Below are 19,409 nucleotides of genomic sequence, written 5' to 3'. Positions count from 1 at the left end.
TCACCAGATCCTGTCGCTGTCGGCGACGCGCACGAAGATCATGTTCGAGCCTGCCCAACTGTGCAGGGTGAAACCCTTGGCATGCATCAGCGCATCCAGTTCGTGGCTGGTGTCGCCGCTGCCATTGTCGGCTTCGACGATGACGACGCGTGGCGGGTTTTCGCCGAAATCGGCCGCGCGCAGCACGTCGATGTCGAGGCCCTCGATGTCGATGTTGAGCAGGTCGGGCCAGATGCCGGTGCCCGCCACGTCGACGATGTTGTTCAGCGTGTGGACGTCCACCTCTTCGGCGCGCGTGAAGCCAAGCGTGGAAGCGATCGCCACGTCGAAGGTAAAGCGGCCGGGATCGGCGTTGACGTGATAGAAGGTCATCCTGCCGCAGACCGGCGCGACGCCGGCATGGACGTTGGTGTCTCCCGGCCGGGCCTTGCTGAACGCATCGAACAGCGCCTTGTTCGGCTCGACATTGATGCCGCGCGAACCGCGCTCATAGAGCAGAGCCGTGTTCGAGAGGTCGAACGGATGATAAGCACCGACATCGAGATAGGACGGCTTTTCGATGCCGAGCCGCTTGAAGATGTTGAGCACCGCTAGATCGTCGCCATGCTGCGCATAGGTGCGTCCGCCGAACCATTGATCTCGGTGGGTTATGTTCACTGGGTCACCGTCAGTCGCTCGGGCTGGTGGAGGCATTGGTTAGGACGCTATGTTGCTGACAATGCCGCCGTCGACAGTCACTGTCTTCAGGTCAACAGTAGTGAACGTGTCGGAAGCACCGTTGGCCAGAGCCACGTCACCATCACCATCGGGTAGACCGATTGTCCGCTCTTGGCTGGCGTTGTAGTGGTCGATGAACGTGATCTGATCGCCATCCTGAGGGTTCTGACGGAGCCCAAAATAGTTGCCCGGCTGAATGGTAATATTGTCGTTTGAGTTAACCTTGAACTTGGAAACCTCAGTCGAATTGTTCAAACTGGTGTCGAAAGTGATGGCCAAATCGCCATTGTTATGAAGCAACGCGAACGTCGTGATGTCGAGGATTTGATTGACTGAAACGCTGTCGATCGACCCATTGAAAGTATCATCCAGAGATGCAAATTGAACGTCACCCTGACCCGTGTCGTTGGAGTAAAATAGCGTCACCGAGAAGTCGCCATTTTCGGTCAACGTCGCATTCGCTGCTCCCATCGCCACGCGCAATGTCCATATACCGGAGGCCCCGCTTATTGTTCCGGTTATTCGATACTCTGTGTTTTTTACAGTAGCCAAATTGGCTTGATCGAAACCGGCATCCTCCACGCCCGGAGTTCGCGTGACCTTGTTACCACCGTAGGCCCAGCCTTCTGAAAGGGACCATCCGTCTGCGTTGCCGGTGAACGAACCATTGCTGACAAGCTCGCTTCCTAGGCCGCCCTCTGTCGGCTTAACCGTCAGTCGCGCCGGTTGCAGTTCGGAAATATCCGCAACGCCGAAGCCCCATTGCTGCGTGTCAGGGTTAACGATTGCTCCAAGTGCGGCCAGTGCATCCACGAGTTCCATATCGTCATCCGTTCCTGAAAGGAGAGGTTCGCCGTCCACGGTCAGGGCTTCACCGAGATAAAGGATGCGTCCGCCCCCACCACCCCCGCCCGCACCGATAAAGGCGGCACTCAAGCGGACTTTTCCGGCGGCTTCGCCAGAGATCTCGACGGCGACGCCGATCAGATTGTCGCCTTCGGTCGCGGTCGCCTGGCCGGCGTCCCAATAGACGCGCTGGCCGACGGTCCAGTCCTCATTCTCAGGCTTCGGCAGGATCCAGACACCGGTCAGCGCCAGCTCGCCGGCCTCGCCGACCGCGATGTCGGTCTGCGCGACGCCGAAGAGCGCGCCGGCCATCACGCCATCGCCAGATGCGACGGCGGCATCGCCATCGTTCGTCCAGGGGATGGTGCTGCCGGGACCGATATAGTTCTTCACTTCCGTCCCTCGGCGATTGCCGCCTCGATCCAGTTGAAGTGCTCGCCGATGACGGTGTGATGGCCTTCGACGTTGGTCAGGTCGACCCGAGAAGACTTGTGCACCTCCGCCCCTTCGATCCCGTCGAAGCCGGCGAAATAGAGCGCTGCTTCGAGCAGACCTTGCGACCAGATCGCCTTGTGGCCGTGCGCGAAGATGATGGCGTGCATGGCGCCGCGCAGATCGGCGGTCGGTCCCCATCTGCGGGTGAAATCGCAATAAGCCTGGTCGCCACGCTTCCAGATGTTTTCGAGGCTGGGCACGCAGATGCGGATGACGCCGCCCGGCTTCAGCACGCGCCGGCACTCGGCGAAGAAGGCCAGCGCCTTGACGTAATCGACATGCTCGACGACATGCTCGGCATAGATGAAATCGGCATGATCGTCGGCGAACGGCAGCGGCTTGGTGATGTCGATCTCGGCGTCGAAGTTCTGCCAGCCGTCGAGGCGATTGGTGCCGCAGCCGAAATTCAGCTTGACCGCCGGCTCGATCTGCGCGGCTGGTGCCTCGATCTCGACCGGTGGCGGCGGCATGGCCGCCTCAACGAAGGCATCCAGCGCTTCCGGCGCGCAGTGCGTGATCCAGTCGAAGCCGGCAGCGTTGGCGGCCGTCAACTGGCCCCTGTCGCCGCGCTCGGCCTTGAGCGGCAGCATGCACAGATCCTCACCGATCAGGTCGAAGATCACCTTCTCCGGCGTCGGGCTTTTGCTCCGGTTCCACCAGTCGTAGCGCTCGATGAACTTCGACTGCCAGAGATAGTCGACGCTGAAGAACATCAGGCCGGTTTCAGCCCAGCCGGTTTCCTTGCGCTTGGTGCCCTCGACCGGCACCGAGGCGGCCTTGACGCCATCGGCCATCATCTTGCGGATGATCGGCAGCACCGGCTTGGAAAACAGGCTGTCGCCCTCGATGTGGACGACGTAGTCATATTGGCCGTCGATCGCCATTTCGAGGCCCTTGCTGAAGGCCCTGCCCCAGCCGTCTTTGCCGCCGCGCGCGAGATGGCCGATGTTGTCGGGGAAAGAATAGACCTGGCAGCCCGGCATCGTGTCGTCAGGCTTCGGCGATCCGTCCTCGAACCACCATTCCGGTGAAGCGCTGTCGACCAGCAACAGATGAGCGCCGGGATTTAGCGTCTCGTGCAGCGCCTGCCATTGCTCGGCGAGCTTTGCCTTTGCCGGCGTATCAACATAGGTGGTGCCGAACACCAGGATGCGCGCCATGGCCGCATGTTCGGTGGCGAAGGCCTCAACCAATGGCACGGCCTTCGCCAGGTCGATGGTCTTGTCGCATTTGTGGTGACGATCAAAACACTCGCACGGCTTGACCGGCTCGATCGGCAGCGTCGGCGCCAGGTGCGCGCCAACGATATTGGTGAAGCGGTAGCTTTCATTGCCGCCATAGACGACAATATTCGGCGTGCCGACCGCCTGCGCCAGGATCGGCGTGAAGCCGGCATTTCCGAAAACCAGCGCTGCCTCGGCGAACAGCCCGGCCAGCGTCTCGAAATCCGCCTCGCCATGGTGCAGCTTCAGGTCGGCCGGCTGTTCCTCGCCGACGATCTCCTCGCCCTTTTGGGTCAGGTTGCAGACCGACACGGTGAAGAAGCGATCCTTGATCGCGCCATAGAGCGCGGCATAGGCCGCCGGGTCAGGCGAGCGCGCAGGCGCCGACCACGTCGCATTGATCACGATCGGGCGGTAGACCATGATCGGCTTTCCGCTGGTATCGCCTATCAATGCCCGTGCCGCTTCCCGCCATTCCGGCTTGACCGGCAGGGAAAAGTCCGGCCGCTCCGGGACAGGCAGTCCTACCGAGCCGAACATGGCGGCGAGCAGCGTGCCGTGCCGCTTCGTCGCCGCGTGGTCATAACCGATCTTCCTGTCGTGCGACCGGACCGGCTTGCGGGCTGCGGTGGTATTTCCCCTGTCATTGATGCGGGGATCGAGCTTGCCGGCGACCAGCGTGACCTTGAGCCCTTCGGCTTCGAGGTCATGGAACATCGACGTGTAATAGGTCTGCAGCTCGACATCATGCGTCTTCATCAGCTCGCGCAATACGGCGCGCTGATGAAGATTGTCGCCGATGCCGTACATGGAGAGCACGGTCAGCGGCGGCTTGACGGCAACGCGGTCGAGCATGGAAATGACGTCTCCAAAGGGCACTTTCGGCCAGCAGGCGACATGGCTGACCGGGGAACAGTTGATCACTTCGACACCAAGCTTGCGGATCGACGGCGCCAGCGCTTCGAGTTCGCGGCGGTGGCGCTCGAAGCCGCCCTTTCTCAGGGGATCTGGATAGCGCCCATCATGATGATGACGCCGACCATCCGCGCCCACACAGCCATCGACGCCGAGCAGCACGATGCGGGCAACGCCGCGCAGGGTCAGGATGTTCATTGCCCCGGAAACCGACGTTGCCGAAACAACGATGCGACCGGGATGGATTGAGACACCACGGCCAGGATCGACCTTGACCAGCCGCTTGACCGACTTCGGCCCGCCGAGCGCGTTGGTGGTGAAGATCTCGCCGGCGAAAGGCGGTTCCTTCGAGCCGGTACGCATCCACCAGTCGGAATCGGCGTAGTAGAGCGCATCGGCATCGGGGTAAGCCAGATGCGCCGAGTTGACGGCGATGACCCGCCGCCCTTTCAAGAGCGACAGGTCGAGATTGCGCACGGACGGCCCGCCCGCGAGCACGAAGGCGGTTTCGCCTTCCCAATCGCGGACGAGCTGCGCCACGCTGCAATCAGATGGTGAAGGCGCTGGACAGCCGCACCTTGCCGGTGGCGGACGGGTTGTCTGCCGCTTCCACGGCGACGCCGATCAGCTTGTTCGAGCCGGCGGTGCTGGTGCATTCGCCGCTGGCGGCGACGAAGTAGATGCGCTGGCCGAAGGTCCAGGCCTGCGCCGAGACCTTGGGCAGTTCGTAGACGCCGATCAGGGAAAGCGTGCCTTCGTCACCGACGGCGATATCGCCATTGGCAACGCCGAACAACGATCCGGCAACGACGCCGTCGCCCGAGGCGACATCCACGGCTCCGGTGACGTCTTCATTGGTCCAGGCAATCTCGTTGCCCGGCTGGATGTAGTTCTTCATGATTTGCCTCCTGCAGAGGGATGGATGAGGGGGGAACGAGCGGCATAGGATTTGGGCCGCCCGTCAGGGATCAGGCCGCTTAGTTGCCGGGGTTTTTGTAGCCGAAGCGGTAGTCGGTAGCGCCGACGCCGAAGTCGATCTCGACCGACATCTTGAAGCCCTGGGTGCCGAACGGCTCGTCGGTGCGCACGCGCGGCGCCTCGTAGCCTTCGAGATAGCCCCAGCGGTAATTCGATCCTAGCGCCGGATCGGCGAAGGCATACCAGGCGTTGCCGGTGATCTGCGCGGTGTCGAGTACGCCGAGCTTGCCGGAGAAGATGTTGACGGTGGCAACAGTCGCCGGCGTGATCGAGGCGATCAGCATTTCCGCCTCGGTCAGCTTGTCGGGGCCAACGAGAAGCAGCTTGGCGGCATTGGACAGCAGCTGGTTGCCGCCGGTCGACTTCTGTTTCGACATGGCGGCGCGCGCCTTGCCGACATTGGTGACATCGATCGCCGTGCCGGGGCTGGCAAGGTTGCCGTGGTCGGCGTGGAACACCGTCTTGCCATCCGCCAGGGCGGCATTGAAGGCCAAGCTGTAGAAGGTGATTTCCTCGAACAGCGCGACGGTCGGGCCGTAGCTCGACAGCAGGTCGGCAATGGCGCCGATGTTGTCGTTGATCAGCATCTGGCGGGTGATCGACAGCGCGATGGCGTAGCTGAACGCCGACACGGTTTCCTTGCCTTCGTTGAAGGTGCCGTATTTGATCTCGCCGGATTCCAGCACCTTCTGCAGCATCGGAAAATCACCGGTCTTGACCGTGGTGTGCGGCCGGAAATCGTTGAAATTCTGCTTGCGGGCGATGCTGCGATAGGTCGGCTGTGCGAGCGCATAGCGGCCTTCGAGGGTGCGGTTGATGGCATTCTCGAAGATGATTGGGAAATCCGACGTCGACATGCCGGCGCGCGTCAGGATCTCGTCCTTCTGGCGGGCATTGACCACCATGCCACCGCGCCAGTCGACCGACTGCGCCGCAATGTCGATGATGCTGCGGCCCATGAACGGGCGGGCGGCAGCGGAAGGCCCTGCGGCCGGCAGCGGCGCGCCGAGCGAATAGGCCAGCGCCTCGGTCATGGCGGTGCGGCGGACGTCGCGATCGTCCTGGCCGATGCGGGCCGGGATGGTCGGCGTCTGGCGGGCCGCCAGGCGGTCGAACATCTGGGCACGGAAGGCGGACGGGTCGACATTGCTGCGGATCGCGGCCTGCTCGTCTTCGGTCGACAGATCGACGCCCTGGGCGCGCGCCGTGGCGGCGATGCCGACGATGTCGGCGGCACGAGTTGCCGCATCGGCCGGCGGAGTCAGCTGCTGCTGGCTGCGGGTTTCCTCGGCTTCGGCGGTGCGGATGTCGGCCTTGACCTGCTCGATCTCGGTCATGATCTTGGCATGGTCGGCCTCGATCGCACGCGCCGCATCGGCGGCGGTGTCATCCTTGATCTCGGCCTTCTTCTGTTCGGCCTTGGTGGTCAGTTCGGTCAGCCTGACACGCAGGGCGGCAAGGCCGATGGCGGCATGCATGGCGTGGTCGGAAAGGTTGAAATGCTGGTGCAGGTCGAGGGCGGACAGATGCGGGGCCGCATATGCCAGGTCGGCACCAAGGCCGACGATAAGGCCGGCGCACAAGATCATGGCGACGGCCGCGGAGAAGAAAGCCTTTTTCATCATGGCTTTGGTCCTTTGCGATTCCGGGGCGATGAGCCGTCGCCCTGCGTCCCCGGTGGAGCGCAGGCGGCCGTTGATATGCTGGTGTGCTAGCGGCCGAGACCGGCCATCCGCTGCTGCATGCCGAGACGGATGCGGCGGACCTCGTTAGCGTCGGCGAGCGTGCGCATGACGCGGCAATCGAATGTTTCCGGCTTGGCGCCGTCACTGCGCACCTGCGCGCCGGGATCAGCCGGAATCGGCACCGCCGAGATTTCCCACGGCTCCCAGTCGACGACGCGGTGCAGCGGCACCTTGCCATCCATTTCCTTGCGTTCGACGGCGTGGATGCGGTAGCCGACCGAGATGTTGGAGACTGTTCCTTCCTTGATGCGGGCGACGCGGTCGACGGCGTCGGCGGCGGCCGACAGCTTGACGGTGGCGACACCCTTGCCACCTTCGATCTTGGCGGAACCGCGCACCACCGAGCCGATGACGTCGTTGAGGCTCCATTGGCCGTGCGTGTCGAGGAACGGCGCGCCGGCATTGAGGCGACCGAGGCGTACGGCGTTGCCGCTGACGATCAATTCCTCATCGAACTCGCCATCCATCCACGAAAAGCGCCGCACCGTGGCGCCAGTGGTCCAGATGACGTCGATCGAGTTGGTCGCTTCATCGAAGGATCCGGCGCGCACCTCGGCGTCGCGCAGCATCTGCGGCAGGCGGATGATCTCAGTCATTGTTGCCATCCTGTGGGGTTTGCGGGGCGCCATCCTGTGGCGATGGCGCCGATCCGCCGTTGAGCGGGCGGCGGCCGTCGATATCGAGGGCGAGATTGGCCTTGTCGCTGATCTTGAAGAACGCCTCGGTGTCGGCGATCACCTTCTTCCAATCGCGGCCCCATGCCGAGATGAACTCCTGCGGAGACATTCGGCCGGCGCGGACGGCGGCGATATCGGCGTCGAGGTCCTTCTTGGGGTCGATCGGCTCATTGGCCGGCATGATCAGGTCGACCGGATAGCCGTCGCTGCGCGGCCGAAGCTTGCCGGCGAGGATGGCGCGATCGATGAAACGGCGCGTCGTCGGCATCACCAGCCGCGGTGCCATCAGGTGCCACTGGATCTGCTCGACCAGGCGGCGGAAATCGATCTTGCCGGCGCGCAGGCTGGAATAGTTGGCTTGCCGCAGATCGCCGGTCAGCTGGTCATAGGTGATGCCGGCGCCGGCGGCCATTGCCTGCATGGCGGCGAGGTAGACGGTGCCGAACTGCGATTGCGACGACGGCTGGGCGAACACCATGTCGGAATTGCCGATGTCGACGATCATGCCCGGCTCGATGCGGGTGACTTTCTGGCTGTCGCCGGAGCCATCGGCGGCATCCTTGACCGCGAACGGATTGGGATCGCCGGGATTGGACTTGCGGAAACCGGCGAAACAGGCCTGCGTGCGCGCCTGCATGAGGGCAGAATCGAACAGATCCTGCGCCTCACGGCCGTTGAGCAAGATCGGCGCGAACCAAGTGATGCCGCGCACCTGGCCCCAGCGCAGAGGCCGGTAGAGGTGGCAGAGATCCTTCCAGTCGACCATCGCCGAGCCGCCGCCCAAGGCCGACACCGACATGTCGCCAGGATGGTTTTTCCACAACCACAGGCCCTTGCGACGGCCACCGTCGCCAAGCTCAACGCCGAGCCTGGTGTTGGAACCGGCAAGGCCATAGTCGCGCGAGGCATCGATCTGGTCGCCTTCGAGGCCCTGCAACCTGAACGGCACGCTGCCATCGGCCTCCTGCGACGTCAGATCGATGAAGCGGATGACGCTGTCGCCGCCCTCGACCATGGAGCGCAAGGCCAGGCCCTGCATGGTCGGCGCGTCGAGCACGCCTTCGAGGTCGGCCTGCGCCTGCCATTCCTCGTAGGCCAGCCGGAACTGGTTGTCTGAACGGTCGGAGCCGGTGTTCGGCACCACGGTGATGCCGGTGCCGACGACATGCGAGACCAGCACGTCGAGGATGCGTTGACCCGCCCAGCTATCGCGGACGAATTCTCGCGCCCGATTGCGCAGCGTCGCCAGCGCCTGGCCGACCTCGACGTTGGCCGAGGTGCCGCGACCTGTCCAGCCCTTGTTGCGGCGGCCGGACTGACCAGCGGCATAGCTGCGCTCGAAGCCTTCGAGCGAGGCGCGCGCGGCGGCGCGGCGCAGGCCGGCTTGCGGCGAGAAAACCGAGATCAGGCGGTCGAGCGCGTTCATTCAGGTACCGCTATGGAATTCGGTGAACATCGCGCCGCCGGCCGATCCGTTGACCTCGGCTTCCATGCGCGCCAGCACGCGTTCCATCTCGGACATCGAGCGGAAGGTGGTCAGCGTCTCGCCATGCTTGACGGTCAGCACGCCCGAGGCCATGGCCTTCTTGATGGCGTTGATGTCGGTTTGCGTCCAGGCCATGGCTCAATCCCAGAATGCGGGTTTTTCTTCAGCTATAGGTGCCGACGTCGACTGCATGGGCTTCGGACCTTTCGGCACACGCGCCTGCGACTTGGACGGAGCACGCATCTGAACCTGCAGGACGTCGGGCGCGAAGAAGTCGAAATCCTGCGGAAATCCACGATCGGCGGCGAGCGTGCGCCACTGGTCGGATGTCATCCGCGACAGGCCGAGATAGTCGGCCAGTGCCGCATTGTAGATCTCGCAGTCGAGCAGGTGGTTTTCCTCGCCGCCACGGATCTTCCAGACCCGGCGGGCACGGCCGCGATAGGTTTCGGTGGCCAGATATTCCGAGGTGATCTGGCGGAAATAGACCTCGTCCTGCCACCAGGCGAAGTGGCAGTAGCCGGCCGGATTGACCGGCTGCCCGGCGGCGATGCCTTCCTTGCGCAGCTGCGCGTAGAAGGCGCCCTTCAGCGGCCAGGTGCCGACCGCCCAGACCATGGCGCCGCCGCGGATGCGCTCGCCCTTGAAGTCGATGTCGACCTTCGTCGGCTGGCCGAGCGCTGGGCGGCTCCAGCCGTCGATGCCCTTGAGCGCGAAGGTCGCCGCCTTGCCGCGCACCCATGAATAGACGACATGGCTGCGATAACCCGAGTCGACGCCGAACAGGTCGACGGTGCGGGTGCGGCCGTAGGCGTCCGGCCATTGCGTGACGCGGATTTTTTCCAGCTCGGCGAAGGCGCCGGCGTGGGGATCGTCGGTTTCGCCGGAGAGGTAGCCGGCATCGACAACCCAGCTCTGCCCGTCCGGCGCATAGGCCTTGACCGAATACCAGATGCCGCGCATCTGCACGTCGGCGGCTCCGGTCAGGATCAGGCCGGCGCCCGGAATGTGGCCGCGCTTCTGTTCCTTGTCGCGGCGCAACATCAGCTTGGCGTGGTCGGGCGCGTCACCCTTGACCTCGAACGGCAGGCCGAGCGTCAGGTTTTCGAAGGTCTTCAGCTTGAGCGGATCGCCGGCCGCCTTGACGAAGCGCTCTGCGATCTTCTCCCATGGCACGAAGGGCGAGGTCAGCGCGTCGAAATGGTAGCTCGGATGCGCGCCTGGCCGCGGCGCCGTAGCGATCCAGCGACCTTTCTTCATCAGCTCGACCTTGTCGGACGCCTCGACGATCGCGCCGCAGCAGGGCGTCGCGTAATAGGCCTTGTAAGGAAAGGTTTCTTCGAACTTGAAGAAGGTGCGGTCGAAGACGAACTTGAACGGTGCAGCGCAGCCGGGGCACGGCATGTGCCAATAGCGCTGGTCGCCGGCGTGGAACCCAGCGTCGATCTTCGAGGCGCCCTTGACGGTCGGCGTCGAGATCTTGGCGCGCTTCCACTCGCCCGACATCAGGAACGATTCCTGCCGGGCCTCGATCATGCCGAGCGGATCGCCCTGGCCGTCGAGGTCGTCGGGATACTCGTCGACCTCGTCGAGCAGCGCGACCTTGATCGTCTTCGATCGCAGATCGGCCGGCGACGAGGCGATCGCCAGCGTCAGCGAGCCGCCTGGGAAGACTTTCGATGTCGTGGTCGAGGCGTCACCAGCGCGGCTGGTCTGCGGCTTGACCTTGCGCTTGAGTGACGGCGTGTTTTCGATCGCCGGGCCTAGCTTGTCCTTGTTGAAGTCAGTGAGCGCGCCGGAGGTCGGCTGCACGATCATCGCCCGGCACGGATCCTGCTCGATGATGTGTTTGACCGCGGCCAGGATCAGCGTGGTGAAGCCAGTCTGCGCCGACTTGCGGATATCGAATTCATTGACGCCCGAGTCCATCGCCATCAGGTCGAGCGGCTCGATGATGTAGGGCGTCAGCGATGCGTCCCACTTCTCGTTGGCCTGCGGGCCATCCGGCACGATCAGCCCTTTGGCCGAGGCGCTGGGCAGCATACGCTCGGGCGGCATGATCAGCGCGGCAAGCGTGCCGGCGATCACCGCCAGGGCGGAGCGCTTGAGCTTCAGTTTCATGGATGGTCCTTCAGTCGGTGCCGAAGTCGAACTCGTTGCCGGCTTCCTCGTCGGCATGGCCTTCGGTGCGCTGCAGGGTGAGCGCATCGGCGGCACGGCGGCGGAGCTGATCCTTGATATCGCGCAGCTTGCGGCGCAGTGCCGGCTCGCCGTCGCGGGATGCCGCCATGATCTCGCCGGCGAATGTCGGCAGCTGCTCGATCGCCCGCACGATCGCCTCGCCGGCCCGCACCATGGCGGTCTCGACTTCCGCGACCGGCACCAGCTTGCCGAGCCGCTCGCTGACGTCGAGGGCGGAGCGCCGCGCTTCCCACTGCGCCTTCTCGGTCTGGGCGTCGCGCAGCGCGCTCGGAATGTTGGCGGGCTCGGACTTCTCCTCGCGCACCGTCTCGGCGGCCTGCTCGCGGTAGGCGTCGCCGGCGGTGCCGATTGCCTTGTCGAAGGCGGCAAGGTCGACCTGGCGCTCGCGGCCGTTGCGGCGCGTCGTCAGCAGGCCCTCGGCCTCGTAGCGGTCGACCCGCTTCTTGATCGCGACCTTCGAGACGCCACGCATGACCGCGATCTCGGACAGCGACTTCCAGACGGGCGTCGGCAGTTCGGCAGTGGATTGCATGTCTGAAACCTGCCGAGGTTTACCGTTCACCGGTCATCGTTAACATCGTAAACCCAGCTTTACGGACCCTCTCACTAGCGAACCCTCGGGCTACGCCGTCCCGCATACGTTTTGGAGGTCGGGAAGGACCCAAAGGGGTGGGGGTGGGTGCGGTGCGGTGGGTGCATTGCACAACATGGTGCGATGCGAGATGGAGGTTTTCGGAATCTTTTCGATTGCGGTGAAGCATATGCCGGGCCGCGCCCTTCGCCTCACCTGGTTCCGTCCGGCACCAATCCTACGCCGCACTGGCGTGGCCGTGTCACGGTCTCGGGAGCAGGTTACGCGCTCCACTGTCGACGGCTTGTCCTGGGTGGGATTCGCTATTACGGTTTTACGAGAATGGCAAGTGGCACCTCGAACGGCATCGAGCCACCGAACAGCGTCACCAGCACACGGTCGCGACGCCTGCCCTTGAAGCCGTTGACCATGGCACCCTGACCGAACGCTGCCCCTGCCCCGATCACAGCGTACTCACCCACCATTGGCTTCCAGCCCGCTGGCTTGTCGCCGTACACGCCAAGCGTCACCATCGACCGGAAGCGATTGAATTCCTTCTCGATAACAGGCTTCGGCCCGCTGTCGTCACCGAGCACGGCAAGCACATGCTTGATGCTCATCAGCCCATGCCATGCCTCGCCATTCATGGCGACATGGACGAACAGCAGCCCCCAGATCACAGGCTGGTATGAGGCTGGCAGCATGCGCCCGCGGCGCACCTTTCCCTCGACCTTGCGCAGCGGCAACCATGTGCCGATGCCCGCATCGACCATCGTCTTATCCACAGCCTTCTCGCAATTGACCCGCGTGCGAATCGCATACCAGGCCCTGCCCTCGTCGGCCGCAGCCGCCTCGACCTGGCGCCCGATCATCCGGCGATTCGCCACTGCCCGATCGATGGCAGCCGTCTGCCGGTCGGTCGGCCCTATCCTGACCGCATCATTCGGCCGCTTGCTGTGCATCATGATCCCCTCGCAGTGCTGCTTCGAATGCTTCCAGTCCGCCCGGCCCGCCAGCCGGGAAATAGACACCGCGCATCGTTCCGGGATCTGGCAGCCATGGCCAGCCGCGCAAATCGTGCTCGACCTTCCAGGCTTCCCAGCATTCGGTTCCGATCGGCACGAACTCGCACAGCTTGCCGAGCCGCTCTTCCTCGGGACCGAAGCTGTGGATGCCAAGGCCGCGTGTCTCGGCGGCGAAATGCAACGCGTTGACCATCGGCCATCCGGCCCGCATGCGGTTGCCCTTCTCCAGCGCCTCACGGTTCAGCGTGCCCTCGGCGATTGCCCGCTCTTCCCAGCCCTTGAGCGGGCCCGGCTGTGCCTTCGGTCCGGTGACCAGGTCGCGCATGCGGATCGCCGCCCAGACCGGCCCGAAGGCCGGGGCATAGGCCGGCTTCTCCCGCTCGGCCTCCGGTTCCGGCACGGCCTGCCAGAGTTTTTCGTTGAAGTAGGTCGCCGGCGCCGGAACATGGTCGCGCTTGTTGGCCTTGAGCATCGCCAGCCACAGCGGCAGCTTGCGCTCCGCCTCCAGCCGATCGACCGCATCGAGCTTCAACCAGGCCCGCTTGGCCGGCTCTTTCGGCATCGGTGCGAAGCGCGGCCAGTCCTTGACGACACGCCAGAACGCCTCTTCGACCTTTTTCGGATCTTCCCGCTCGCGCTCTCTCTCGAGGGAGGGATCAAGGGAGGGGTCTTGAGGGGTTGGGTGACTCAGCTTGTCACCCTTAGCCGTCTCCGGTGTCACCCTTACGGTGTCTCCGATGTCACCCTTTTCGTCACTATCGAAGGGTGACACCGTGTCACCCTTATTTTCAGCGCCGGCCACCAGCGCCCAGCCGCCCTTGCCCAGCACTTGCAGCACGTCGAGGTCGAGCGCGTATTCGTTGGTGCTGCGCGGCCCCTTGCCGCCCTCGCGCACCAGCCTGATCAGCCCGATGTCGAGGAACGCCTTCAGCTCACGCTGCACCTGGCGCGTAGAGCATTGCGCCGCGCGCGCGATGGTCGAGATCGCCGGGAAGATGCGGCTACCATCATCCTCGCAGGCGTCGATCAGCTTCAGCAGCACCAGTTTTCTGGCGCAGGTGCCCATGTCGGCGCGAAAGCCTATGCCGAGCAGGAATGCGCTCACTTCGCCGCCCCCAGCTTGAGCGCTGTCCGTGCTCGATGCTCCAGCTTGGCAATGGCCATGATGGTCGGTTTCAATTCGCCTGGAGCATGGTCGTAATCACGCCCGGACCTTCCATTGAGACGCGGCAACAAGCCGATCGGCACCAATTCCCAATTCGCCGGATCGGTGTTCGTTTTGTCGCCAAGACACTTCAGCACCATGCCTTCCGGCACGGGACCATTCGCTTGTTCCCAAAGCCAACGATGCTTGTGGACACTGCATGTCGCAGCGCCAGTCCAAGGATTGGGTTGATCGATAACGATCCAGACGTAGCCGTGGCAGTCGATGCGCTCATGCCCGGCGCCACGATAGGTATGTGGCCGTTGCCCCTTTTTGAATTGTGTCTCGGCGCAGTTCGGGTTGAAAGGCAGTTTCTTGCCCTTACTCCATGGCACCGAGCCTTGTTCGAACTGCCCGGTACGACCCGTCTTCCAGCCCTCACGCTTTCGCATGCTGTGCAGCTTGGCCGGTGTCACATCGTCCCGCCCGAACTCCGCCCGGAAGGCCGCGCACCAGGCGTTGATCTCCATCGTGCAGCGATCGCGTAACCATCCGATTTCAGCATCGCTGTACTTTAGGCGTCTGCCCTTATAACGCGCAGGATCGCGACCGACTTTCCAGCCCAGCCGTTTGCGAAGGCCGTGAAGGTGCACCTGCAAGACATCCGGCCGGCCGAATTCGGCTTGAAAGGCGCGGTGATAGTCGCTGATGACCATCGTGCGGTGCTTCTCAAGCCACGCCATTTCGGAGCCGCTATAGATGATGCGCCCGCCTCTCATGAAGATTTGCCCTCGATCTGCGGCAGGTAGCGCGTCGGATCGTTCCCGTATTCGGCGACCAGCTTGGCGGCGCTGATCTGCAACGCGGCGTTGCGGATGATCTGGTCGGCGACGGCGACGATCGCCTCGCCGCGCGTGGCCTCCTGCTCGATCTGCTCTTTCGTCATGCCCTCGTCGGACAACCGTTCGAGTTGCGCAAACAGGTGATTGTTCAAATCGGAAAGCCTGTTTTTCATCGTTCCGCTTTCAGCCAGTTGGCGAAATCGGCGCGCAGCGCTTTCCACGCTTCGCTGGCCCGCCCGCCTTCGTTGAGTTCCTTTCGGGAAGTGACGCCAAGCAGCGAGCGCACCTTTTGCACCGCGCGCTCGTCGGTCATCGAGCCTTCCAGCCCATGCCGCTCTTTCAAAAACACCTTGAAGGCCGGCTCCTGGCATTTCATCGCGCATTCGGCGGAATAGTTCTTGAAGTCGCTGGCCTGCGCTGCGCCCTTGGGTGGATTGCGGCGGGGCGGCTCGCCCTTCAGTGCACGGATGGTGTCGAAGGCGTCGTCGACCAGCCGCAGCAGGAAATCCACCGTATCGGCGGCATCGCAGACGAAGGCGATCTCATCCGGCGTCGCCTCATCGAAGCGCAGCAACACGAACAGCTCGCCCATCTCGCCACGCGATTCGATGAAGGCGCCGGCCTCGCCATGCACCCGCGTCCAGTCGGCCGGGGCGATCGCTTCAAGCGAGGAACGGATTGCGCGCAGCTTTCTGGCATCGGCGATGCGTCCGTCGTCGTCGCGGATGGCGGCCTGGGCGTTCATGGCATCCGCCCATGTTTCTTCATGACGCGCCCGAGATGGGCGCCGGCGCGCTCCAGCTTAGTTCGCGCCACGATTTCGCCGATGCCGTATTTCGCCTGCGCCAGTCTGTCGGCCGCCTCAGCAACCTCCAGGCAGGCCGCCATGATGTCCCGGTCGGCCTTGGTGCTGGCATCCCTGGGCTTTGGCACCGGCAACGAGGCCGCGACCCGCTCGACCTCCGCCATCAGCATTTCGCGCACGACGGGGGCCAGCGCCCGCGCCAAGGGGTCGATCTGTTTGCCGACCGCCGTCATTTGCCACCTGCCGCGAACTCGACGAGCGCTCGCCGGTACTGTTCCCAAGTGATCGAAAGCTCGGTCGGCGGCAGGCCGTCCGCATCACGCACGGCAAGCGAGAGCGAGACGCGCAGCGCCAGGTAATTTCGGCCGGCCTCAAAACCCGCGCGCCGGCAAGCACCTTCGATGACCATCTGGTACTTCAGCATGACCGAATCGGGCATACGCAGCAGTGTGTCCGCGCGGCTCCGGTCGCCGTCAGCTTCGTGCAACTGGCGGAGGATCGGCAACATCGTATCGGCCATCAGGCACCCCCAAGCAGGCGTGTTTCACGGGGAACGCGCTCTGTAACAGTCTGATCGAGAATGGTTTTTCGCGTCACACGGCGGCGTTTCACGCCGGCCAAGTAGAAGTCCAGCGGGCGCAGCCGCAGTGCCTTGCACAGCGTCAGAAAACTGCCGATGGTCAGGTTCTCGCCTTTCTTGGCGCGGCTGATCATGGCGATGTTGAGCGCCGGAAACGCATCGACCGCGCGGCGGCCGGAGATGCCGTCGAGGCGGCGGCGCACCGAAGCGGCGAAGCGGGCGCGGTCGAACGGATCAGCCATCGCGCGGCTCCCCGGCCTTCTCGACGGGCGGAAGGGCCACTGGACCTTCCGGCAGACCCGCCTCGAAGCCCCAGACATCCCAGCCCGGGCGCGGTTGGCGGCAGAACAGTTCCAGCCGCGGCATCGACGGAAACAGCCGCTCGATCGTCTCGGCGAAGAAATCCGGTTTGGCCGAATGCTTGCCCTTGCGTTCGCGATAGACCGTCTCCGGCTGCGATCCCGGAAGTGGCGATGCCACATTGCCGCGCCGGCCGATCAACAGCAGCTCGTGGCGGTCGCGGCCCCAGTAGCCGGTTCCGGCGACTTCCTTGTCCCATATCCAGTGATGGACATAGTCGAAGCCCCAGGCGGCCATGACGCGCAGGCCGTCATGCAGCATCGGGTTTGTCGCCCACAGGAAAAGCACGGCGTCGTCGGTGGCAGGCTCGCCGATCTCGCGGAACAGGCCGGCAATGTCGGCGCTGTCCATCGTCGGATAGTGGTTTTCAGCGCTCTTTTCGCGACCGGTCACTTCCGAGCGAACGCCGAAGCGCCAGGGCGGATCGGCATAGATGACGGGATACTTTCCGCCGACCTTGCCGGGCGCCGCGGCCTGCCCGCGAGAGGCAGTCATCTCCATATGCGCCAGGCGCACAGTATGCGCGACCTTTTGCTTTTCGGCGCGGATCATCTTCGCGCCCTTCATGTACTCACCGACATTCTCGCGGTCGGGGACGAAGGCGGTCTTGATCGATTTGCGGGCCGGCTGGACGACACCGTCCCTGCCCTCGACCTCGTCATGGTGGCTAATTTCGCCACCATCGACCAGCGTCTTGCGCACCGACTGGACCGTCGAATGATGGACGCCGAGCATGGCGGCGATGGCGCGCGACGAGATCGACGGCGTGTCGCGCAGCTGGTCGGCGATGACAGCCTGTTTCTGCGCCGTGGTCAGGTGGCGGCGGGCGAAGTTCAGTTCGCGCGACAGCGTCCGCTTGTCGGTTTCCGACAGGCCCTTGCGCACGAATCTCGGCCAGTCGACCAGGCCAAGGCTTTCGCAGATCTCGACACGGTGATGGCCGTCGATGATGTCGCCGGCCTCGTCATACTCCACCGGCACCAGCACGCCATGCGCGATGATCGAGCGTTCGAGCGAGGCGAATTCTTCGGAAGAAAGGCGGGGCAGCAGCTGGTATTTCATCACACCATCCCCAGCGCAGCTTTGTAGAGGTCGAGGATCGCGTCTTCCTCGGCGCGCTCGGCCGGGTCTTTCTTGCGCAGCTTGATGATGGTGCGGATGGCCTTGGTGTCGAAACCCGTGCCCTTGGCCTCGGCGAAGACTTCCTTGATGTCCTCGGCGATGGTCTTTTTCTCTTCCTCCAGCCGCTCGATGCGCTCGATCAGCGCGCGCAGCTGCCCGGCCGCCACGGTCTGCGCCGTGCTGGTTGTCTCCGCATCGCGAAGCTCTTCCGTCGCCTCGCGCTTGCGCTCGCCCTTCGGCCTGCGCGGCGAGTAAGGATCGTAATCGTCGCTCACTTGCCCGCCTTTCGCCACGCCTCAAGAATGCGCTCGACCAGCGTCGGCTTGACGCCGGTCGCCTTGGCGATGGCCTTGATGTCGCCCTGCCCCGCGCAGGCGAAAACCAGCGTCACCTGCCGGTCGAGTTCGGCATCATCGACCGGCGCATCGCGCTCCTGGCCGACGAGTGCGGCGAAGCCAGCCTCGAACAGCAGCTTGGCATAGGCCGTCGGCGACAAGCCTTGCTCGCGGGCACGCTTGCCGATGGCGTCGAACACCTTCGGCGACACGTTGAATGCAAACTGCTTGCGCTCGACCGGCTGGAACATCAGGCAGCCTCGCTGCGATCTTCAGCGACACGCTCTTCAGCAACACTGGGCTGGCCACGCAGAAAATCCCTGTGGAAGCTACAGTAGCTGCCGAGGCTGAGGCCCGGCATCCACGCGCCGACCTCAACCTCGACCGCGCAGAAGCGCATGGCCGCGCCCGAACCGCGCAGCGGAAACCGGCACTGATGGCTGCGCAGCTCCAGCATCGAGCGGCCAAGGCTGTTGCAGCCCGGCGCCAGCGGCGCATCGCGCCCGGCAATCATCGCTTCGATCGTTCTCATGCGTCAGCGCTTCGGTGCCGGCCGGTCAAAGCCGGGCGACGTTCCGTTGTCGAGCTTCACGCGCGCCACACCGCTAACGGCTTCCAAGCGCTGCTCGTCGATCCAGACTGAATCGGTCAGCGCCCCGTCTTCCTTGACCTTGGGCTGAAGAAGCGCCTGGTTGCATCCGGTGAGGTATTCGACCCGGCCAACGACGACGCCTGAGAAACCTGTAACGATGTCGCGCAGCGTGGTTCCAAGAACGGCTTTCATGTCGGTCTCCTTTTTGTTGAAAACGGGGTTGAGGCGGGGCCTCATTCGCCACCGACGACCTTCAGGCCGCCGGCGGCACGCGCGCTGGCCAGCACCTTGCGATAGTCGGCGGCCGCGTTGACGAGCTTGGAAACGGCCCGGTCGATCTGTGCGCCTTCGGCCGGCGTCAACTTGCCATCGGCGAAGGCAAGCGCGCCTTCGGTCATCAGCTCGCCCATGCGCACCACCGCTTCGGCGTGCGCGGCCATCACCGAGCCGTTGGCGATCGCCGGCTCGGCATCGGCGAAGCGGCGGCCGCGCGCGGCACAGATCACCTCGCTCATGTCGAAGCGGCCGGTTTCTTCCTCGAGCGCGAAGATCGCCGGCAGTTCCATCAGGTCGGGGCTGTCGGGATTGTTCCAGCGCCCGACCTCGCTTTTCGAATAGGAGCAGACGGCGGCTGCGCGCTCGATGCCGCCGGCGGCGGCGATCAGGTCGCGCTGCGCTGCCTTGAGCTGGAAGTGGCGGGCATTGGCGTTCGGCACCATGGCGAAAGGTCCTCTTGGCGTCATGCGTTC

General features: G+C 64.2%; 24 protein-coding genes. All 24 read right to left on the bottom strand.

Features of this window, described 5'->3' with window-relative positions; translation table 11 throughout:
• Nucleotides 1-657 carry an FkbM family methyltransferase gene (locus tag HGP13_RS17815; protein WP_172227753.1) on the bottom strand — a complete coding sequence of 219 codons (657 nt, stop codon included), beginning with the start codon at nt 655-657 and terminating at the stop codon, nt 1-3.
• Nucleotides 658-696: 39 nt separating this feature from the next.
• The gene (locus tag HGP13_RS17810; RefSeq protein ID WP_172227751.1) at nt 697-1,956 is read right to left on the bottom strand and encodes a capsid cement protein; all 1,260 of its coding nucleotides are present in this window, start codon (nt 1,954-1,956) and stop codon (nt 697-699) included.
• Nucleotides 1,953-4,736, bottom strand: a complete 2,784-nt coding sequence (locus HGP13_RS17805; protein ID WP_172227749.1) for a methyltransferase domain-containing protein — start codon at nt 4,734-4,736, stop codon at nt 1,953-1,955. Before HGP13_RS17805 ends, HGP13_RS17810 begins: the two co-directional genes overlap by 4 nt.
• Before the next feature lie 7 nt (nt 4,737-4,743).
• Nucleotides 4,744-5,094, bottom strand: a complete 351-nt coding sequence (locus HGP13_RS17800; protein ID WP_172227747.1) for a DUF2190 family protein — start codon at nt 5,092-5,094, stop codon at nt 4,744-4,746.
• 79 nt (nt 5,095-5,173) lie between these two features.
• On the bottom strand, nt 5,174-6,799 hold the full coding sequence (locus HGP13_RS17795; RefSeq protein WP_172227745.1) for a hypothetical protein: 1,626 nt from the start codon (nt 6,797-6,799) through the stop codon (nt 5,174-5,176).
• An 86-nt stretch (nt 6,800-6,885) separates the two neighbouring features.
• Complete coding sequence (locus HGP13_RS17790; protein ID WP_172227743.1) at nt 6,886-7,515, bottom strand: HK97 family phage prohead protease; 630 nt, start codon at nt 7,513-7,515, stop codon at nt 6,886-6,888.
• Nucleotides 7,508-9,022, bottom strand: a complete 1,515-nt coding sequence (locus tag HGP13_RS17785; RefSeq protein ID WP_172227741.1) for a phage portal protein — start codon at nt 9,020-9,022, stop codon at nt 7,508-7,510. Before HGP13_RS17785 ends, HGP13_RS17790 begins: the two co-directional genes overlap by 8 nt.
• Entirely contained in the window at nt 9,023-9,217 is a 195-nt protein-coding gene (locus HGP13_RS17780; protein WP_172227739.1) for a hypothetical protein, read from the bottom strand.
• A 3-nt stretch (nt 9,218-9,220) separates the two neighbouring features.
• Nucleotides 9,221-11,203, bottom strand: coding sequence for a terminase gpA endonuclease subunit (locus HGP13_RS17775; RefSeq protein ID WP_172227737.1), 1,983 nt, complete (start codon nt 11,201-11,203; stop codon nt 9,221-9,223).
• Nucleotides 11,204-11,213: 10 nt separating this feature from the next.
• Nucleotides 11,214-11,816, bottom strand: coding sequence for a hypothetical protein (locus tag HGP13_RS17770; RefSeq protein ID WP_172227735.1), 603 nt, complete (start codon nt 11,814-11,816; stop codon nt 11,214-11,216).
• Between the two features lie 365 nt (nt 11,817-12,181).
• Nucleotides 12,182-12,820 carry a transcription termination/antitermination NusG family protein gene (locus tag HGP13_RS17765; RefSeq protein ID WP_172227733.1) on the bottom strand — a complete coding sequence of 213 codons (639 nt, stop codon included), beginning with the start codon at nt 12,818-12,820 and terminating at the stop codon, nt 12,182-12,184.
• The gene (locus HGP13_RS17760) at nt 12,795-13,985 is read right to left on the bottom strand and encodes a hypothetical protein (RefSeq protein WP_172227731.1); all 1,191 of its coding nucleotides are present in this window, start codon (nt 13,983-13,985) and stop codon (nt 12,795-12,797) included. Before HGP13_RS17760 ends, HGP13_RS17765 begins: the two co-directional genes overlap by 26 nt.
• Entirely contained in the window at nt 13,982-14,803 is an 822-nt protein-coding gene (locus tag HGP13_RS17755) for an HNH endonuclease signature motif containing protein (protein ID WP_210266308.1), read from the bottom strand. The genes HGP13_RS17760 and HGP13_RS17755 overlap by 4 nt, the downstream gene beginning before the upstream one ends.
• A complete protein-coding gene (locus HGP13_RS17750) occupies nt 14,800-15,039 on the bottom strand; it encodes a hypothetical protein (RefSeq protein ID WP_172227729.1) in 240 nt (79 codons plus the stop codon). Before HGP13_RS17750 ends, HGP13_RS17755 begins: the two co-directional genes overlap by 4 nt.
• Entirely contained in the window at nt 15,036-15,611 is a 576-nt protein-coding gene (locus tag HGP13_RS17745) for a hypothetical protein (RefSeq protein ID WP_172227727.1), read from the bottom strand. The genes HGP13_RS17750 and HGP13_RS17745 overlap by 4 nt, the downstream gene beginning before the upstream one ends.
• Nucleotides 15,608-15,904 carry a hypothetical protein gene (locus tag HGP13_RS17740; RefSeq protein WP_172227725.1) on the bottom strand — a complete coding sequence of 99 codons (297 nt, stop codon included), beginning with the start codon at nt 15,902-15,904 and terminating at the stop codon, nt 15,608-15,610. Before HGP13_RS17740 ends, HGP13_RS17745 begins: the two co-directional genes overlap by 4 nt.
• The gene (locus HGP13_RS17735; RefSeq protein ID WP_172227723.1) at nt 15,901-16,191 is read right to left on the bottom strand and encodes a hypothetical protein; all 291 of its coding nucleotides are present in this window, start codon (nt 16,189-16,191) and stop codon (nt 15,901-15,903) included. The genes HGP13_RS17740 and HGP13_RS17735 overlap by 4 nt, the downstream gene beginning before the upstream one ends.
• The gene (locus HGP13_RS17730) at nt 16,191-16,493 is read right to left on the bottom strand and encodes a hypothetical protein (protein ID WP_172227721.1); all 303 of its coding nucleotides are present in this window, start codon (nt 16,491-16,493) and stop codon (nt 16,191-16,193) included. The genes HGP13_RS17735 and HGP13_RS17730 overlap by 1 nt, the downstream gene beginning before the upstream one ends.
• Nucleotides 16,486-17,673 carry an MT-A70 family methyltransferase gene (locus tag HGP13_RS17725; protein WP_172227719.1) on the bottom strand — a complete coding sequence of 396 codons (1,188 nt, stop codon included), beginning with the start codon at nt 17,671-17,673 and terminating at the stop codon, nt 16,486-16,488. Before HGP13_RS17725 ends, HGP13_RS17730 begins: the two co-directional genes overlap by 8 nt.
• Nucleotides 17,673-17,900 carry a DUF2312 domain-containing protein gene (locus HGP13_RS17720; protein ID WP_246707456.1) on the bottom strand — a complete coding sequence of 76 codons (228 nt, stop codon included), beginning with the start codon at nt 17,898-17,900 and terminating at the stop codon, nt 17,673-17,675. Before HGP13_RS17720 ends, HGP13_RS17725 begins: the two co-directional genes overlap by 1 nt.
• A gap of 104 nt (nt 17,901-18,004) precedes the next feature.
• Nucleotides 18,005-18,319, bottom strand: a complete 315-nt coding sequence (locus tag HGP13_RS17715; protein WP_172227715.1) for a hypothetical protein — start codon at nt 18,317-18,319, stop codon at nt 18,005-18,007.
• Complete coding sequence (locus HGP13_RS17710; RefSeq protein ID WP_172227713.1) at nt 18,319-18,600, bottom strand: hypothetical protein; 282 nt, start codon at nt 18,598-18,600, stop codon at nt 18,319-18,321. Before HGP13_RS17710 ends, HGP13_RS17715 begins: the two co-directional genes overlap by 1 nt.
• A 3-nt stretch (nt 18,601-18,603) precedes the next feature.
• A complete protein-coding gene (locus tag HGP13_RS17705) occupies nt 18,604-18,852 on the bottom strand; it encodes a hypothetical protein (protein WP_172227711.1) in 249 nt (82 codons plus the stop codon).
• Nucleotides 18,853-18,893: 41 nt separating this feature from the next.
• Complete coding sequence (locus HGP13_RS17700) at nt 18,894-19,403, bottom strand: phage regulatory CII family protein (RefSeq protein ID WP_172227709.1); 510 nt, start codon at nt 19,401-19,403, stop codon at nt 18,894-18,896.
• Between the last annotated feature and the right edge of the window lie 6 nt (nt 19,404-19,409).

The sequence above is a fragment of the Mesorhizobium sp. NZP2077 genome (assembly GCF_013170805.1).
GTDB lineage: Bacteria > Pseudomonadota > Alphaproteobacteria > Rhizobiales > Rhizobiaceae > Mesorhizobium.
The sequence above is the reverse complement of the archived record's forward strand: the minus strand, read 5'-3'. Positions and strand labels throughout refer to the sequence as shown.